At 65.0% G+C, this 16832-nt stretch carries 16 protein-coding genes and 1 tRNA gene; 12 read left to right on the top strand and 5 right to left on the bottom strand.

All coding sequences use genetic code 11. The features are described from left to right. Window positions 1-135: 135 nt before the first annotated feature. From rpsU to V6M37_RS05570, 5 genes are all read left to right on the top strand, one after another. A complete protein-coding gene (gene rpsU, locus V6M37_RS05590; protein ID WP_011238288.1) occupies window positions 136-348 on the top strand; it encodes a 30S ribosomal protein S21 in 213 nt (70 codons plus the stop codon). 93 nt (window positions 349-441) lie between these two features. Beyond that, window positions 442-888, top strand: coding sequence for a GatB/YqeY domain-containing protein (locus V6M37_RS05585; protein WP_332671538.1), 447 nt, complete (start codon window positions 442-444; stop codon window positions 886-888). Window positions 889-922: 34 nt separating this feature from the next. Further along, window positions 923-2743 carry a DNA primase gene (gene dnaG, locus V6M37_RS05580; RefSeq protein WP_332671537.1) on the top strand — a complete coding sequence of 607 codons (1821 nt, stop codon included), beginning with the start codon at window positions 923-925 and terminating at the stop codon, window positions 2741-2743. 49 nt (window positions 2744-2792) lie between these two features. After that, window positions 2793-4781, top strand: a complete 1989-nt coding sequence (rpoD, locus tag V6M37_RS05575) for an RNA polymerase sigma factor RpoD (protein WP_332671536.1) — start codon at window positions 2793-2795, stop codon at window positions 4779-4781. Between the two features lie 118 nt (window positions 4782-4899). Continuing rightward, window positions 4900-4976, top strand: a tRNA-Ile gene (locus V6M37_RS05570). Between the two features lie 21 nt (window positions 4977-4997). Here the strand turns inward: V6M37_RS05570 and gloA are convergent. From gloA to ffh, 5 genes are read right to left on the bottom strand one after another with little or no spacing between them, the layout of a single operon-like run. After that, window positions 4998-5381, bottom strand: a complete 384-nt coding sequence (gene gloA, locus V6M37_RS05565) for a lactoylglutathione lyase (protein WP_332671535.1) — start codon at window positions 5379-5381, stop codon at window positions 4998-5000. An 11-nt stretch (window positions 5382-5392) separates the two neighbouring features. Beyond that, complete coding sequence (locus tag V6M37_RS05560) at window positions 5393-6190, bottom strand: M48 family metallopeptidase (protein WP_332671534.1); 798 nt, start codon at window positions 6188-6190, stop codon at window positions 5393-5395. Continuing rightward, a complete protein-coding gene (locus V6M37_RS05555; protein ID WP_332671533.1) occupies window positions 6172-6924 on the bottom strand; it encodes a competence/damage-inducible protein A in 753 nt (250 codons plus the stop codon). Before V6M37_RS05555 ends, V6M37_RS05560 begins: the two co-directional genes overlap by 19 nt. Before the next feature lie 9 nt (window positions 6925-6933). After that, window positions 6934-7698, bottom strand: coding sequence for an EI24 domain-containing protein (locus V6M37_RS05550; protein WP_332671532.1), 765 nt, complete (start codon window positions 7696-7698; stop codon window positions 6934-6936). A 12-nt stretch (window positions 7699-7710) separates the two neighbouring features. Beyond that, window positions 7711-9069: a signal recognition particle protein gene (gene ffh, locus V6M37_RS05545; RefSeq protein WP_332671531.1), complete on the bottom strand. Its 1359-nt coding sequence runs from the start codon at window positions 9067-9069 to the stop codon at window positions 7711-7713. 42 nt (window positions 9070-9111) lie between these two features. Here ffh and V6M37_RS05540 point away from each other — a divergent pair, with 42 nt between their 5' ends. The 7 genes from V6M37_RS05540 to aspS all read left to right on the top strand — a co-directional run bounded on the left by V6M37_RS05540 (window position 9112) and on the right by aspS (window position 16821). After that, complete coding sequence (locus V6M37_RS05540; protein WP_332671530.1) at window positions 9112-9939, top strand: cytochrome C assembly family protein; 828 nt, start codon at window positions 9112-9114, stop codon at window positions 9937-9939. A 112-nt stretch (window positions 9940-10051) separates the two neighbouring features. Continuing rightward, window positions 10052-11764, top strand: coding sequence for a type IV-A pilus assembly ATPase PilB (gene pilB, locus V6M37_RS05535; RefSeq protein WP_332671529.1), 1713 nt, complete (start codon window positions 10052-10054; stop codon window positions 11762-11764). A gap of 16 nt (window positions 11765-11780) precedes the next feature. Continuing rightward, window positions 11781-13013 (top strand): type II secretion system F family protein, encoded by a 1233-nt coding sequence (locus V6M37_RS05530; RefSeq protein ID WP_332671528.1) that lies wholly within the window; start codon window positions 11781-11783, stop codon window positions 13011-13013. A gap of 64 nt (window positions 13014-13077) precedes the next feature. Then, window positions 13078-13929 carry a prepilin peptidase gene (locus V6M37_RS05525; protein ID WP_332671527.1) on the top strand — a complete coding sequence of 284 codons (852 nt, stop codon included), beginning with the start codon at window positions 13078-13080 and terminating at the stop codon, window positions 13927-13929. 133 nt (window positions 13930-14062) lie between these two features. Further along, a complete protein-coding gene (locus tag V6M37_RS05520; protein ID WP_332671526.1) occupies window positions 14063-14335 on the top strand; it encodes an FmdB family zinc ribbon protein in 273 nt (90 codons plus the stop codon). A 14-nt stretch (window positions 14336-14349) separates the two neighbouring features. Continuing rightward, window positions 14350-14976: a DUF502 domain-containing protein gene (locus V6M37_RS05515; RefSeq protein WP_332671572.1), complete on the top strand. Its 627-nt coding sequence runs from the start codon at window positions 14350-14352 to the stop codon at window positions 14974-14976. Window positions 14977-15021: 45 nt separating this feature from the next. Beyond that, a complete protein-coding gene (gene aspS, locus V6M37_RS05510) occupies window positions 15022-16821 on the top strand; it encodes an aspartate--tRNA ligase (protein ID WP_332671525.1) in 1800 nt (599 codons plus the stop codon). The last annotated feature ends 11 nt before the right edge of the window (window positions 16822-16832 follow it).

Below are 16832 nucleotides of genomic sequence, written 5' to 3'. Positions count from 1 at the left end.
CCCGTGGCCCTTTCCGTCGAGAACCGCCCATTCTACCGGCGGGCACGACGAGAGGCTAAGGTTGTACTTGGCGAGGGATGCTCGCGCCGTTATAATCCTCGTTTTTCCGCCCACAGACACTCAAGGAAGCAAGCAATGCCGGGTATCCGCGTCAAGGAAAACGAGCCGTTCGAAGTCGCCATTCGCCGCTTCAAGCGCACCATCGAAAAAACCGGTTTGCTGACCGAGCTTCGCGCCCGCGAGTTCTACGAAAAGCCGACCGCGGAACGCAAGCGCAAGTCCGCCGCCGCAGTGAAGCGCAACCACAAGCGCCTGCGCAGCCAGACCCTGCCGCCGAAGCTGTACTGATCCTTTCGGGTTCAGTCGGCGGATCTCCACGCCGGGCGCGGATCATCGGTTCGCGCCCGGCGTGGCGTTTTCATTTTCGATCGAGAGCACGCCATGTCTCTGAAGACCGGAATCCAGGACGACATGAAAGCAGCGCTGCGCGCGAAGGACAGCGCCAGGCTGTCGGCGGTCCGCCTGCTCATCGCCGCGATCAAGCAGCGCGAAATCGACGAACGAGTCGAACTCGACGACGCCGCGGTCATGGCGACGGTCGAAAAGCTCGTCAAGCAGCGTCGCGACGCCGCGACCCAGTACGATGCCGCAAACCGGCCGGAGCTCGCCGCAAGCGAGCGGTTCGAAATCGAAGTGCTGTCGGCGTACCTCCCGGAAGCGCTTTCCGACGCGGAATTCGAGGCAGCGATCGACGCCGCCCTGACCGAAAGCAATGCCAGCAGCCCCGCCGATATTGGCCGGGTGATGGCCGTACTGAAGCCTCGCCTCGCGGGTCGCGCCGACATGTCGGAAGCATCCCGGCGGGTGCGCGAGAAACTCTCCCGCTGAATTACCGCCGCATCGGGCCGGCATCGGCTCGGCCATGATCCCGCAGTCGTTCATCCAGGACCTCCTCGCCCGCGTCGATATCGTCGACGTCATCGAGCCTCATCTGCCACTGAAAAAGGGCGGCGCGAACTACTTCGCCTGCTGCCCGTTTCACGGCGAAAAGTCCCCGTCGTTTTCCGTCAGCCCGAGCAAGCAGTTCTACCATTGCTTCGGCTGCGGCGCGCATGGCAGCGCGATCGGCTTCCTGATGGAGTACAGCGGACTGCCGTTCGTCGAAGCCGTCAAGGAGCTGGCTTCGCGCGCCGGACTTCAGGTTCCGCAGGAGGGTGGCGCAAGCCCGCGGATCGAAACGCCGCAAAACGACGCACTCATCGACGCGATGTCGCGGGCGGCGCACTTTTACCGCGAGCAGCTGAAACAGGCGCCGGCCGCGATCGCCTACCTGAAACGACGAGGCGTCTCCGGCGAAATCGCCGCGCGCTTCGGCATCGGCTATGCACCCGACGACTGGCAGGGCCTGCAAAAGACCTTCCCCGATTACGACTCGAAGCCCCTGCTCGACGCCGGCCTCGTCATCGAGAACGACGCGGGCCGCCGTTACGACCGCTTCCGCAACCGGATCATCTTTCCGATCCAGGATCGCCGCGGCCGCATCATCGCGTTCGGCGGCCGGGTTCTCGACGGCGGCGAACCGAAATACCTGAACTCGCCTGAAACGCCGCTTTTCGAAAAAGGGCGCGAACTCTACGGCCTGACGCAGGCGCAGAAGCCGATGCGCGACAGCGGTTATGTCCTCGTCGTCGAGGGCTACATGGACGTCGTCGCGCTCGCGCAGTTCGGCATCGGCAACGCGGTCGCGACGCTCGGCACGGCGACGACGCCTCACCACATCCACGCGCTGCTGCGTCACTCGCAGCGGATTGTGTTCTGCTTCGACGGCGACTCCGCCGGTCGCAAGGCTGCGCGCCGCGGACTGGAGTCCGCCCTCGAAGCTCTGCGCGACGACGTCACGCTCGCTTTCCTTTTCCTGCCGGAACAGCACGATCCGGACTCGTTCGTTCGCGCGGAAGGAAGCGAAGCCTTCCGTCAGGCCGCCGCAAGCGCGACGCCGCTCGCGACCTTCCTGCTCAACGAGCTTACGGCGAGCTGCCCACCCGACACCGCGGAAGGACGCGCGCGCCTCGTGCACGAAGCGAAGCCCCTCGTGACCCGCATCGCCGCCCCGATGCTCAGGCTGCAAGTGATCAAGGCGGTCGCCGGACTCGGCGGGTTCAGCCAGGCCGAGGTCGAGCGCGCGTTCGGGCTGGACGTCGCAACGCCCGCGCCGGCCGCCGACCGAGGCGAGCCGGAAGGTCGGCCGGCCTGGCGGCCCGGCAACGCCACGGCGAGACCTCCGCGCGGCCGCCGCAAGCCCCCCTCGGCCGCCGCGACCTTGCTTCGACTCGTGCTCCAGCACCCAGCCCTCGCCGCGCGACTACCGGTGGACCTGGTCCCCGCGACGAACCCCGAGGGCGAGGCGCTGGTCGCAATCGTCGATGCGACGAGTACCGGCGACCTCCCCCCGAACGCCGGACTCGGCGCACTGGTCGAACGCTTCCGTGAGACGGCCCACGGCCAAGTGCTCGCGCGGTGTGCCGGGGAACTCGTCGAGGCGGAATTCGACGACGACATCGTGGAGACGCTGTTCGAAGACGCGCTGCGCAAGCTGCACGCCGACGCGATCGCGCGCGAAATCGAAGAACTGACGGCAAGGGAGCGCGAGGCGGGCCTTTCCCCGATCGAACGCCGTCGGCTCGCAGCGCTTCTAATGGAAAAAAGGAACCTCGTCAACGTCGGAAAAGTCAAAGATTTTTAGTATAATTGCCGGTTTTCCGAATCTTCTCTAGCCCCATTCAAGGAGTGCCATGGCCCGCGAAAAAACCAAGGATTCGCGCAAGGACAGCCCGAAAGGACGTGCCTCCAGAGCCAAAGACAAGAACACACTGATGGCCGAGGGCCCGCAGGTTGCGCCGCTCGACGCCGAGGTTCGCCGTACCCGCCTCAAAACCCTGATCACGCTGGGCAAGGAGCGCGGCTATCTGACGTACGCCGAAATCAGTGACCATCTCCCCGATGACGTCGCGGACGCGGAGCAGATCGAAGGCATCATCGCGACCTTCAACAACATGGGCATCCGGGTCTTCGACGAAGCTCCGGCGGCCGAAGATTTGTTGATGTCGGACAGCGTGCCGACGACCGTGGACGAGGACGTCGCCGAGGAAGAGGCCGAGCAGGCGCTGTCTTCCGTCGACTCCGAATTCGGCCGCACGACCGATCCCGTCCGCATGTACATGCGTGAAATGGGCACCGTCGAACTGCTGACGCGCGAAGGCGAAATCGAGATTGCGAAGCGGATCGAGGACGGACTGCGCCACATGGTCCAGGCGATCTCGGCCTGCCCGACGACGATCGCCGAGATGCTCGAGATCACCGACAAGGTCGCGCGCGACGAGATGCGCATCGATGAACTCATCGACGGCCTCATCGACCCGAACGCCGCCGAAGCGGAAGAAGAACTCCCCGAGAGCACCGAGGAGGAGCCCGCAGCGAGCGAGGAGGAGGTCAGCGACGACGAGAGCGACGACGACGACGAAAGCGACGAGGACAAGGAAGCCGCGGCGAATGCGGCGACCCTGCTGCAACTGAAGACGGACGCCCTCGCCCGCTTCGCCGTGATTCGCGACCTGCACACGAACAAGATGGAGGTGCTGGAACAGCGCGGGTCCCAGGACCCCGCCTATCTCGAATTTCAGCGGCACATCTCGGACGAGTTGCTCGATATCCGCTTCACCGCAAAGTCGATCGAGCGCCTGTGCGATTCGGTGCGCCACATGGTCGAGCAGGTGCGCGGCCACGAGCGCCAGATCCTGCAGCTATGCGTCGACCGCGCTGGGATGCCGCGCCAGCACTTCATCAAGGTCTTTCCGGGCAAGGAGATCGACCTCGACTGGCTCAAGGACGAGATCGGCGCGGGCAAGAACTACGCCGAGGGCCTGATGCGCGTGCATCCGGCGGTGCTCGAAGAACAGCAGAAGCTGATCGATCTGCAGACCCACATCGGCATCCCGCTGAAGGAGCTAAAGGACATCAACCGCCAGATGTCGACCGGCGAAGCGAAGATGCGCCGCGCCAAGCGCGAGATGACCGAGGCGAACCTGCGCCTCGTTATCTCTATCGCGAAGAAATACACGAACCGCGGCCTGCAGTTCCTCGACCTGATTCAGGAAGGCAACATCGGCCTGATGAAGGCGGTGGACAAGTTCGAATACCGTCGCGGCTACAAATTCTCGACGTATGCGACGTGGTGGATCCGCCAAGCGATCACGCGTTCGATCGCCGACCAGGCGCGCACGATCCGGATTCCGGTTCACATGATCGAAACGATCAACAAGATGAACCGGATCAGCCGCCAGATCCTGCAGGAAACCGGTCAGGAGCCGGATCCGGCGACGCTGGCCGAGAAGATGGAGATGCCCGAGGAGAAGATCCGCAAGATCATGAAGATCTCGAAGGAGCCGATCTCGATGGAGACGCCGATCGGCGACGACGACGATTCGCACCTCGGCGACTTCATCGAAGATCAGGCGACGCTCGCGCCGGCGGACGCGGCGATGTATTCGAGCCTGCGCGACGCGACCGGCGAAGTCCTCGATTCGCTGACCGCCCGCGAAGCGAAGGTGCTGCGCATGCGCTTCGGCATCGAAATGAACACCGACCACACCCTCGAGGAAGTCGGTAAGCAGTTCGATGTCACGCGGGAACGGATCCGGCAGATCGAAGCGAAGGCGCTGCGCAAGCTGCGCCATCCAAGCCGCTCCGAACGACTTCGCAGCTTCCTCGACAGCGACGCCTGACCCCCTCGGCGCCCGTCCCTGCGACGGGCGCGCTCCCATGTTCGGTCCTCGACAGCCCGGCGGTCTGGCGCGAAGCTCGACCGGGACGGGCCGAGGGAGCGCACCAGTTCTACAAGAAGGGCCTTTAGCTCAATCGGTTAGAGCAGCGGACTCATAATCCGTTGGTTGCGGGTTCGAGTCCCGCAGGGCCCACCACCGATCCGCTCCCGCCTTCGCTCACCCTCGCTGGATCAGCTCGATCTTGTAGCCGTCCGGGTCCTCGACGAAGGCGATGACGGTGCTGCCGTGCTTCATCGGTCCCGCCTCGCGCACGACCTTTCCGCCCCGCGACCGGATCTCGTCGCACGCGTGGTGTGCGTCGGGCACGGCGAGCGCGATATGTCCAAAGCCGTTGCCGATGTCGTACTGGCTGACACCCCAGTTGTGCGTCAGTTCGATCACGGCGCCTTCGGCCTCGTCCTCGTATCCGACGAATGCCAGCGTGAATTTCCCTTCGGGGTAGTCCTGCCGGCGCAGCAGTCGCATGCCAAGGACGTCGGTGTAGAACGCAATCGACCGGTCGAGATCGCCGACCCGCAACATCGTATGGAGAACGCGCATTTCAAATCCTCTCAGTCTTCGTTCAGAAATCCTCCAGCCGCCGTCGCCTCGATGATCGGCAGGGCGAGCGCGGCCTTCCGCAGCGCCGCGCGCGCCGCCTTCCAGCCCGGGTAAAGGCTGCCGACGACGGCCCAGAAGCGTGGCGAGTGATTCATTTCAGCGAGATGGGCGACCTCGTGCGCGACGACGTAGTCGATCAGCGCCGGCGGCAGATGGATCAGCCGCCAGTGCAGGCGGATGCCGCTGCCTGCGCTGCAACTTCCCCAGCGCGTGCGCGCCGACGACAGTCGAACGGGCGGCACGGCGCATCCCGAACGGAAGCAGTATTCCGCGACCCGCTCGGAAAACCACGGCAACGCGCGCTTTCGCAGCGCCCTTATCATCGCCGCCCGCGGTTCGTGAGCGGGGTCGAGCACGAGTTCCTCGACGCCGTCCGGGCCAGCGCGCCAGCGCGCGCCGCGCCCGCAGGCTTCGAGCCGCACCCGGCAGTGTTCGCCGAGAACGGAAAAGCGCGCGCCATCGACCGGGTCGAAAAGCTGCTCCGCGTGCCGCTCCCGGCGCGCCGCCAGCTTGTCGAGCAACCAGCGACCATTCCCGGCGACGAAGCGCTCGATATCGGTTTCCCGCGCAAGCTGCGGCACGGAGACGCGAACGCCGCGCTCGTCGATTTGCAGCGCGAAGGTCCGCCGCGAGGAACGTCGCAGCAGCACCGGGATATCGCGCTCGCCCAGCCGGATGAGGCGCTGCTCCTCGCTCGTCGCCGAGGACGCCTTGCTGCGCGTCGCCGCTTTCAGACCTTGTCCTGCCATGCGTAGCCCCGCTCGCCGACCGCCACCTTGATCTGCTCCATCGCTTTCGACACGCTCGCGGCCGGCCCCTTGACGCCGAGTTCGAGCGACCGCCGTTGTCGATCGGTCTCCGCCACCGTGGGCAAGCTGAACAGGTTCGTGTCGGGGTAGGCCGCCGTAATCGCCTCCATCAAGTCGATGAGCCCGCCTTCGTAGCCGTCCCGCACCGTGATCGCGCGTTCAACGTAATCCTCCGCGTGATGCAGATGGCGGAAACGCGAGTCGAGCACCGATTCGACCATCGGCCACGCCATCACCGGGAAGCCCGGCACGAAGAAGTGATCGCGGATCGAGAAGCCCGGAACCTGGTTGAACGGGTTCGGGATGATTCCGCTGCCGACCGGGAAGACACCCAATTGCAGCCGGTGCGGCGTGATCTCGTCGCCGAACTTCGCCCGCAGGATCGCTTCGGCCGCCGGATGCAACGCAAGCCTGACGCCGAGCGCCGCGGCGGCGGCCTGCCGCGTCCGGTCGTCGGGTGTCACACCGATGCCGCCGAAGCTGAAGACGACGTCGCCGGCCGCGAAACTCTGCCGCAGGATCTCGACGAGTCCGCCCAATTCGTCGCCAACGTATCTCGCCCACGACAGCTTCATCCCGCGGGCCTGGAGCAGTTCGACGAGTTTCGGAAAATGCTTGTCCGTCCGCCGGCCGGACAGGATTTCGTCGCCGACGATGATCGCGCCGAACGCCACCGCGAGCCCTTACGACGGACTGCCCGGCAGCGGGTCGAGCACGGTGACACCGCTCAGCGCGCGCTTGCGACGCAGGGATTCGAGCATGAAATGGACGAAGGCGAGGCCGCAGAACGCCGGGGCAACGAGATTCACGACCGGGATGTACGCGAGCAGCGCACACCCGCCTCCGAGCAGGAACATCGGCTGGCGCAGCGTGCGCGGGAGCTGGCGCAGTTCCTCGCGGTCGGCGTGCAGCATCAGGGCGTCATACCCGAACGCGCGCTGGTTCAGCCACGCGGTGAGGACGACCGACGCGAGCAGGCCAACCCCCGGGATGAGCCAGAACGGCAGCGACACGATCAGGCCGATGACGAAAAAAATCCCCGCGACCGTCGCGTTCCACGCGCTGCCGAGGTTCGAGCCGCCCTTGCGCCGCTCGATGTCGCCGTAGTCCCGGGCCGCGACGCGCTCCAGCATCAGCGGCAGCGCGAAGACGGCGACGAGCAGCGCGGCGGTCACGTAGATCAGTGGCAGCAGCGCGAGCACGATCGAGAGCTTGACGACGAAAAGCGTCGTCGCTGCCCCCAGCTCGGACGCCATCAGCCAGTCGCGCGCGAACGACCAGCCTTCGATCCAGCCGATCACGGCGGCGACCACCGGGGACCACGCGAAGATCGCGATGATGACCCAGAACACGAGCGCTGCGGCGCTCGGCCACAGCAGATGCAGCAGCACGCCCCGCTGCATGAGACTGCGGATCGCGCGAGCGAAGGCGACGAGGATTTCTCTCATCCGGGCAACCGGTTACCGCATCATTCCGGGCAGCATGCCCTTCATGTTGCGCATCATCTTCTGCATGCCGCCCTTCGAAAACTGCTTCATCATTTTCTGCGTCTGTTCGAACTGATTCAGCAGGCGATTGACCTCCTGAACGGTCACGCCGGCTCCCGCGGCGATGCGCCGCTTGCGGCTCGCCTTCAGGATGTCCGGTTTCGCCCGCTCGATCGCGGTCATCGAATTGATGATCCCTTCGATGCGCCCGATCGCCTTTTCCTCCGCGCCGCCCTGCAACTTGCCGGCCGCCTGCGCGAACTGGGCCGGGAGCTTTTCCACCATCGACGCGAGACCGCCCATCTTGCGCATCTGCGCGATCTGCTCCTTGAAATCGTTCAGGTCGAAGCCCTTGCCGGTCTTGAGCTTCTGTGCCAACGCGCGCGCCTTCTCCTCGTCGACGCCGCGGCGCGCCTCCTCGACCAGGCCGAGAATGTCGCCCATGCCGAGGATCCGGCTCGCCATCCGTTCGGGATGGAATTCCTCGAGGCCCGAGAGCTTCTCGCCGACGCCGGCGAATTTGAGCGGCTTGCCGGTCACGTGGCGCACCGACAGCGCGGCGCCGCCGCGCGCATCGCCGTCGAGCTTGGTCAGCACGACACCGGTCAGCGGCAGCGCCTCGTTGAACGCGCGCGCCGTATTGACCGCGTCCTGGCCGAGCATCGCGTCGACGACGAACAGGGTCTCGACGGGCTTGGCCGCAGCGTGCAGCGCCTTGATCTCGTCCATCATCGCCGCGTCGATCGCGAGGCGGCCGGCGGTGTCGAGCAGGACCACGTCGTAGTAATGACGACGGGCGTGATCGATCGCGGCAAGCGCGATGTCGACCGGCTTCTGGTCCGGCGTCGACGGCAAGAAATCGATGCCCGCCTGCGCCGCGACCGCCTTCAACTGCTCGATCGCCGCCGGACGGTACACGTCGGCCGAGACCGCGAGCACCTTCTTTTTCATCCGCTCATGCAACAACTTGCCGAGCTTGCCGGTGGTCGTCGTCTTGCCTGCGCCCTGGAGACCCGCCATCAGGATCACCGCCGGCGGCTGGGTCGCGAGGTTGAGGCCGGTGTGGGTCCCGCCCATCAGCGCCTTCAGCTCGTCGTGGACGACACCGACGAGGGCCTGCCCCGGCGTGAGCGAGCCGGCGACTTCCTGGCCGACCGCCTTTTCCTTGACCCGCCCGACGAAATCCTTCACGACCGGAAGCGCGACATCCGCCTCGAGCAGCGCGAGGCGGACTTCGCGCATGGCTTCCTGGATGTTGTCTTCGGTGAGCCGCGCCTGCCCGCGGAGGGTTTTTACGACCTTGGACAGGCGCTGGGTGAGATTGTCGAGCATGTTGGCTGGGCCCCTCGGCCTTGGAGTAAACTGCGGAAATCTATGCAGACCATTCTACTTCATCTACTGGCCGCCTCGATGTACGCGGTCCTGGGCATCTCGTTCTGGCGCAGTTATGCGCGGGCACCTGCCCCGGCACCGCGCAAGGGCATGTCGGCGCCCGAGCGCGTGACTCTCCTCGTCGCCATCGTCGCCCACGGCCTGTCGCTGCGCGCAGCCATTTTCCCTGGCGATGCGATGCACTTCGGCTTCGGACCGGCGGTGTCGCTGGTCGTCTGGCTGGCCGTCTGCTTCTACTGGATCGAGACCTTTTACGCGCGCCTCGACGGCCTGCACGCGATGGTCATTCCCGCCGGGCTGATCGGCAGCGCACTGCCGCTGATCTTTCCCGGCGAACATATCCTTCCGAATGCGGGGTCGCCCGCGTTCCGCGCGCACTTCATCATCGCGATGCTGTCGTACAGCCTGTTCACGCTCGCCGCGCTGCACGCAATGCTAATGGCGGTCGCCGAGCGGCAGTTGCACAGCGGCCGTCTCACGCGGACCCTCGCGAACCTGCCGCCGCTGCTGACGATGGAGACCCTCCTGTTCCGGCTGATCGGGATCGCCTTCATCCTCCTGACGCTGACGTTGAGTTCCGGCGTGCTGTTCTCCGAAGAGCTGTTCGGCCAGCCCTTCCGTCTCGACCACAAGACGGTCTTCGCGATCATTTCATGGCTGCTCTTCGGTGCGCTGCTCTTCGGTCGGCGAGTCTGGGGCTGGCGCGGGCGGGTGGCGCTGCGCTGGACCCTCGCCGGCTTCCTGGCGCTCGTGCTCGCCTATGTCGGCAGCCGGTTCGTGATCGAAGTGCTGCTCGGGCGTCCGAACTGAACGCGAGGACAGCATTCCCGCGATTGAGCTTGCATCCGCGCGCAGTGTTACGAAACTTTACAAGCGTCGGCGCCCCATGCAAGACTGGATGCCAGACAGTTAAGAGCGGTAAATGGCAGCAAATCCCCAGACTGCGCTGAGCGGACTCGCGCGAGCGATGATCCAGCACGGCCGGCTTTCCGAAGCCGATGCCGTCGCGTGCACGGCGAACGCACCGGGGGTTCCGAACGGCTTCATCGTCGAGTTGGCGCAACGCAAGCTTATGACCCCTCGCGCGGTCGCATGGTTTGCCGCCGAGACCTTCGGTTATCCGCTGCTCGACATTTCGGCGATCGACCGCGCGGTCATCCCACGCGACGCGATCGACCGCAAGCTGATGGGCAAGCATCAGGTGGTGGCGCTCGGCAAACGTCAGAACCGCCTGACCGTCGCGACCGCCGACCCGTCGAACATGCGGGCGCTCGACGAGATCCGGTTTCAGACCGGTCTTCAGGTGGACCCCGTCATCGTCGAAGCCGATCGGCTCGCGCAGCTGTCCGAATCGCTCGCCGAATCGGCGGAACAGACGCTGAAGGACCTGACGGGCGAAGAATTCGACATGGACCTCCTGCAGCAGGAAGGCCCGTCGGAGGCGCCGACCGAAGACACGCAGGAAGTCGATGACGCCCCGGTCGTCAAGTTCATCCAGAAAGTCCTGATCGACGCGATCAACGAGGGCGCCTCGGACATCCACTTCGAGCCCTACGAAAAGTACTACCGGATCCGTGTGCGCACCGACGGCGTGCTGCGTGAAATCGCGCAGCCTCCGCTGATCCTCAAGGAAAAGATCGCCGCGCGCATCAAGGTGATTTCCCGGCTCGACATCTCGGAGAAGCGCATCCCGCAGGACGGCCGTATGAAGCTCGTTCTGTCGAAGAACAAGTCGATCGACTTCCGCGTGTCGTCCCTGCCCACGCTGCATGGCGAAAAGATCGTCATGCGGATCCTCGACGCGTCGTCCGCAATGCTCGGCGTTGACGCGCTCGGCTACGAGCCCGAGCAGAAGAAGGCGCTGCTCGACGCGATCGAGCGCCCGTACGGGATGGTTCTCGTCACCGGCCCCACCGGTTCCGGCAAGACCGTTTCGCTTTACACCTGTCTCAACATCCTCAACAAGGCCGGCGTCAATATCTCGACAGCCGAGGATCCCGCTGAAATCAACCTGCCGGGCATCAACCAGGTGAACGTCAACGAGAAGGCGGGCCTGACTTTCTCGGCCGCATTGCGCGCGTTCCTACGGCAGGATCCGGACGTCATCATGGTCGGCGAGATCCGCGACCTCGAGACGGCCGAGATTTCGGTCAAGGCGGCGCAAACCGGCCACCTCGTGCTGTCCACGCTGCATACCAACGACGCCCCGACGACGCTCGAGCGGCTAAAGAATATGGGCGTCGCGCCGTTCAATATCGCGTCGTCGGTGATCCTGATCACCGCGCAGCGTCTGGCGCGACGACTGTGCACGTGCAAGCAGCCGGTCGACATTCCGATCGAAGCCCTGCTGCAGGCTGGTTTTTCAGGAGACGACCTCGATGGCAGCTGGCAGCCGTACGGGCCGGGCGGCTGCGATCGCTGCAAGGGCAGCGGCTACAAGGGACGGGTCGGGATCTACCAGGTGATGCCGATCACCGAGGAAATCGCCCACATCATCATGACCAACGGCAACTCGATGGACATCGCCGAGCAGGCAAAGCGGGAAGGCGTGAAGGATTTGCGCCGGTCGGGGCTACTGAAAGTCCGGCAGGGCGTGACATCGCTCGAAGAAGTCCTCGCTTCCACCAACGAATAGGGAACGAACATCCCCCATGGCGACCACAACGCGAGCCGGGCGAACCGCGACCGGCCCGAAGGAAACCCTCTACAGCTGGGAAGGCAAGGACAAGAACGGTCGAACCGTCCGCGGCGAAATGCGCGCGAGCGGCGAGGCGCTGGTGCAGGCGACGCTGCGCCGGCAGGGCGTGCGCGTGTCGAAGGTCAAGAAGCAGAAGATGACCCGCGGTCACAAGATCACCGACAAGGACATCGCGCTCTTCACGCGCCAGCTCGCGACGATGATGAAATCCGGCGTGCCGCTGCTGCAGGCCTTCGACATCGGCATCAAGGGCGCGGGTAATCCGAGTCTCGCGAGGCTCCTCAACGATGTCCGCAACGACGTCGAGACGGGCTCCAACCTGTCGCAGGCGTTCAGCAGGCACCCGGTCTATTTCGACAAGCTGTTCTGCAATCTGGTCGCGGCCGGCGAGCAGGCGGGCATCCTCGACGGCCTGCTCGACCGCATCGCGACGTACAAGGAAAAAGTCCTAGCGATCAAGAGCAAGATCAAGTCGGCGATGTTCTATCCGATCGCGGTCATCGTCGTCGCGGCGATCGTCGTGACGGTGATCATGCTGTTCGTCGTGCCCGAGTTCAAGAACGTGTTCACCAGCTTCGGCGCCGACCTTCCCGCGCCGACCCTGATGGTGATCGCGATATCGGACGCGTTCGTCGCCTACTGGTACATCATCTTCGGCATCCTCGCGGCGATCGTGGTCAGCATCAGCGCGATGTACAAACGTTCGCCGGCGATGCAGATCGCGGTCGACCGGATGGTGCTGCAGTTGCCGGTCGTCGGCGACATCATCCGCAAGGCGACGATCGCGCGCTGGACCCGCACGCTGTCGACGATGTTCGCCGCGGGGGTGCCGCTCGTCGAAGCCCTGGAGTCCGTCGGCGGCGCGTCGGGCAACTACGTGTATCTCACCGCGACGCGCCAGATCCAGACGGAAGTGAGCACGGGCACGAGCCTGACGGTGTCGATGCAGAACTCGAGCGTCTTTCCGAGCATGGTCGTGCAGATGGTGTCGATCGGCGAGGAGTCGGGCCAGCTTGATTCGATGCTGAGCAAGGTCGCGGACTTTTTCGAACAGGAAGTCGACGATGCGGTCGCCGGCCTGTCGACGCTGCTCGAGCCGCTCATCATGGTCTTCCTCGGCACCGTGATTGGCGGGCTCGTCGTCGCGATGTACCTGCCGATCTTCAAGCTCGGCCAGGTCGTCTGAGTCCCTTCCCCCGTCCGGCGCGTTGCCGCGCCCCCGCGCCGGACGCCCTCGGTCGATATCTTTCATGCTCAACCTTCTGAACGACTCCCTGGTCTTCGCCGTGCTCGCAGCCGTCCTCGGCCTGTTCGTCGGCAGTTTCCTGAATGTCGTGATCCACCGCCTGCCCCGGATGATGGAGCGCGAGTGGCACACGCAGGCCGCGGAATTGCACGGAGAGCCGGCGCCCGACGAGGAACCCTTCAACCTCGCAACGCCCCGCTCGCGCTGCCCGCACTGCGGGCATCAGATCGGCGCGCTGGAAAACATCCCGGTCATCAGCTACGTGGCATTGCGCGGGCGCTGCCGCCACTGCAATGCAACGATCGGCCGGCGCTATCCGATCGTCGAACTGCTGACCGCCGTCCTTTCCGGCTACGCGGCGTGGCACTTCGGCTTCGGTCTCGCCGCGGCCGGCGCGTTGCTGTTCCTGTGGGCGATGATCGCCCTCGCCTTCATCGATCTCGACACCCAGCTGCTGCCCGACAGCGTGACGCTCCCGCTGGTATGGATCGGACTCGTCTTCAATCTCGGCGCGACCTACGCGCAATTGCCAGATGCGGTCGTCGGGGCAATTGCCGGATACCTGTCTCTGTGGTCGGTCTACTGGCTGTTCAAGCTCGTGACCGGCAAGGAAGGCATGGGCTACGGCGATTTCAAGCTGCTTGCGGCGATCGGCGCGTGGCTCGGGTGGCAGATGCTGCCGCTGACGATCCTGTTCTCGTCGCTCGTCGGCGCGGTCACGGGCGTCGGCCTGATCGTCGTCAAGCGCCATGGACGCAACGTCCCGATACCGTTCGGCCCCTACCTCGCCGCTGCGGGCGTGATCGCACTGTTCTGGGGCGACTCGCTGACCACCCTCTACCTCGGCCGACTGTAAGCAAGGGCGCTTGAAAACACGGGCGCGCCGCCATATGCGGGATCGACGCGGACCGCTCCAAGCTCCGTCCGCGCTGACTTCTCGCTCATGCTGCGTTGCGCTAGACTTACGCGCTTGCTTTCCGGAGGTTGCCATGCCCATTTACGAATATCGTTGCGACAGCTGCGGGTTCCAGAAGGAACACATGCAGAAGATGAGCGACGCGCCGCTTAGCGTTTGCCCCGCGTGCAGCAAGGACTCTTACACGAAGATGGTCTCCGCAGCGGGCTTCCAGCTGAAAGGGACCGGGTGGTACGCGACGGACTTCAAGGGCGGTAGCGTCTCCGCGTCGAGTGCGAGCAAACCGGCCGAGAGCGCGGCCGCGGCGGCCGGATGCGCCGGCGGTTGCGCCTGCCATTCCGGCTGAGTGACGGCGGGGCCGTGAAGAAATATTTAATCACCGGATTACTGATCTGGATTCCGCTGTCCATCACCTTCATGGTCCTGGCGTGGATCGTCGGCAGCCTCGACCAGATCATCGAGTGGCTGCCGAACGGCCTTCAGCCGCGTCACGCGATCGGATTCAACATTCCCGGCGCGGGCCTTCTGGTCGGCGTGCTGATCGTGTTCACGACCGGGCTGATCGCGGCGAACGTGATCGGCCAGAAGCTCGTGCGTTACTGGGAAGCCCTGCTCGCCCGCATCCCGGTCGTGAAATCGCTCTACTACGGCGTCAAGCAGGTTTCCGATACCCTCTTTTCCAGCACTGGCCAAGCGTTCCGCAAGGCGCTGCTGGTGCAGTATCCGCGTCACGGTTCGTGGACCATCGCCTTCCTGACCGGCACACCGGGCGGGGATGCGGCTCACCACCTCCGGGGCGAGCACGTCAGCGTGTACGTGCCGACGACGCCGAACCCGACCTCCGGCTTTTTCCTGATGATGCCGAAAGATGAGGTGATCGAACTCGACATGAGTGTCGACGAAGCCCTCAAGTACATCATTTCGATGGGTGTCGTGGCGCCACCGGCACGCGCCGCCCAGCCCCGCTCCGCTCTGCTGACTGAGTAACCGCGCGGCCCGAACGGCCGCGCTTTCGTTCCGGAACCCGAACCCATGCGAACCCATTATTGCGGTCAAGTCACCGCCGCCGACCTCGACCAGACCGTCACCCTGTGCGGCTGGGTACACCGTCGCCGCGATCACGGCGGCGTCATCTTCATCGACCTGCGCGACCGCGAAGGCCTCGTCCAGGTCGTTTGCGACCCGGACCGCGCCGAGACTTTCCGCACTGCCGAATCGATTCGCAACGAATTCGTCGTCGAACTCACCGGAAAGGTGCGTCGGCGCCCGGCCGGCACCGAGAACGCGAACCTCGTGTCCGGCGAGATCGAAGTGCTGTGCCACACCCTACAAGTGCTCAACGCGTCGGCGACGCCACCGTTCCAGCTCGACGAGGACAGCCTCTCCGAGAACGTGCGCCTGACGCACCGCGTGATCGACCTGCGCCGGCCGCAGATGCAGAAGAACCTGATGCTGCGTTACAAGGTCGCGATGGCGTTCCGCCGCTTCCTCGATGGGCAGGGTTTCATCGACGTCGAGACGCCGATGCTGACGAAGAGCACGCCGGAAGGCGCGCGCGACTACCTCGTGCCGTCGCGCGTGCACCCCGGACAGTTCTTCGCGCTGCCGCAATCGCCGCAGCTCTTCAAGCAGTTGCTGATGGTCGCCGGCTTCGACCGCTACTACCAGATCACGAAATGCTTCCGTGACGAAGACCTGCGCGCCGATCGCCAGCCCGAGTTCACCCAAGTCGATATCGAGACTTCGTTCCTCGACGAGACCGAGATCACCGCGATCATGGAAGACATGATCCGCTTCGTGTTCAAGGAAGCACTCGCGGTCGAGTTGCCGAACCCGTTCCCGCGCATGACCTTCGCCGAGGCGATGCGCCGCTTCGGGTCGGACAAGCCGGACCTGCGCGTCACGCTCGAGCTGACCGAAGTCACCGACGCGGTTCAGGACGTCGCGTTCAAGGTGTTCAGCGGCCCCGCGACGAGCGGCGGTCGTGTCGCGGCGTTGCGCGTGCCCGGCGGCGCCCAGCTCACCCGCGGCGAGATCGACGAGTACACGAAGTTCGTCGGCATCTACGGCGCGAAGGGCCTCGCGTACATCAAGGTCAATGACGTCACGAAACCGAACGAGGAAGGCCTGCAGTCGCCGATCGTCAAGAACCTGCACGAGCAGGCGTTGCGCACGATCCTCGAGCGCACCGGCGCCGAGAGCGGCGACCTGATCTTCTTCGGCGCCGACAAGACCAAGATCGTCAATGACGCACTCGGCGCGCTGCGCACGAAGCTCGGCCATGAAAAGGGCTACGTCACCGGCGACGCGTGGAAGCCGCTGTGGGTCGTCGATTTCCCGATGTTCGAATACGACGAGGACGACAAGCGCTGGGTCGCGTGCCACCATCCATTCACGAGCCCGAAGGACGAGCACGTCGAACTGCTCGAGTCGAACCCCGGCGAGTGCCTCGCGAAGGCGTACGACCTCGCGCTCAACGGCTGGGAGATCGGAGGAGGGTCGGTGCGTATCCATCGCGCGGACATCCAGTCGAAAGTGTTCGAGGCGCTTGCGATCCGCCCTGAAGAGCAGCGGCTCAAGTTCGGCTTCCTGCTCGACGCGCTGAAGTTCGGCGCGCCACCGCATGGCGGCCTCGCGTTCGGCCTCGATCGCGTCGTCACGCTGATGACCGGGGCCGAATCGATCCGCGACGTCATCGCGTTCCCGAAAACGCAGCGCGCGCAGTGCCTGCTGACCGACGCGCCGGGCGAAGTCGACGAGAAGCAGTTGCGCGAACTGCACATCCGTCTGCGCCAGAAAGTCGAAACGCAGGTCGAGGTCGCCAAAACCTGACAGCGACGAGT

Source organism: Aromatoleum sp., from assembly GCF_036675785.1.
Taxonomy (GTDB): domain Bacteria; phylum Pseudomonadota; class Gammaproteobacteria; order Burkholderiales; family Rhodocyclaceae; genus Aromatoleum.
Note: the sequence above shows the minus strand (reverse complement) of the source record. Positions and strands in the feature narration are given on the sequence as shown.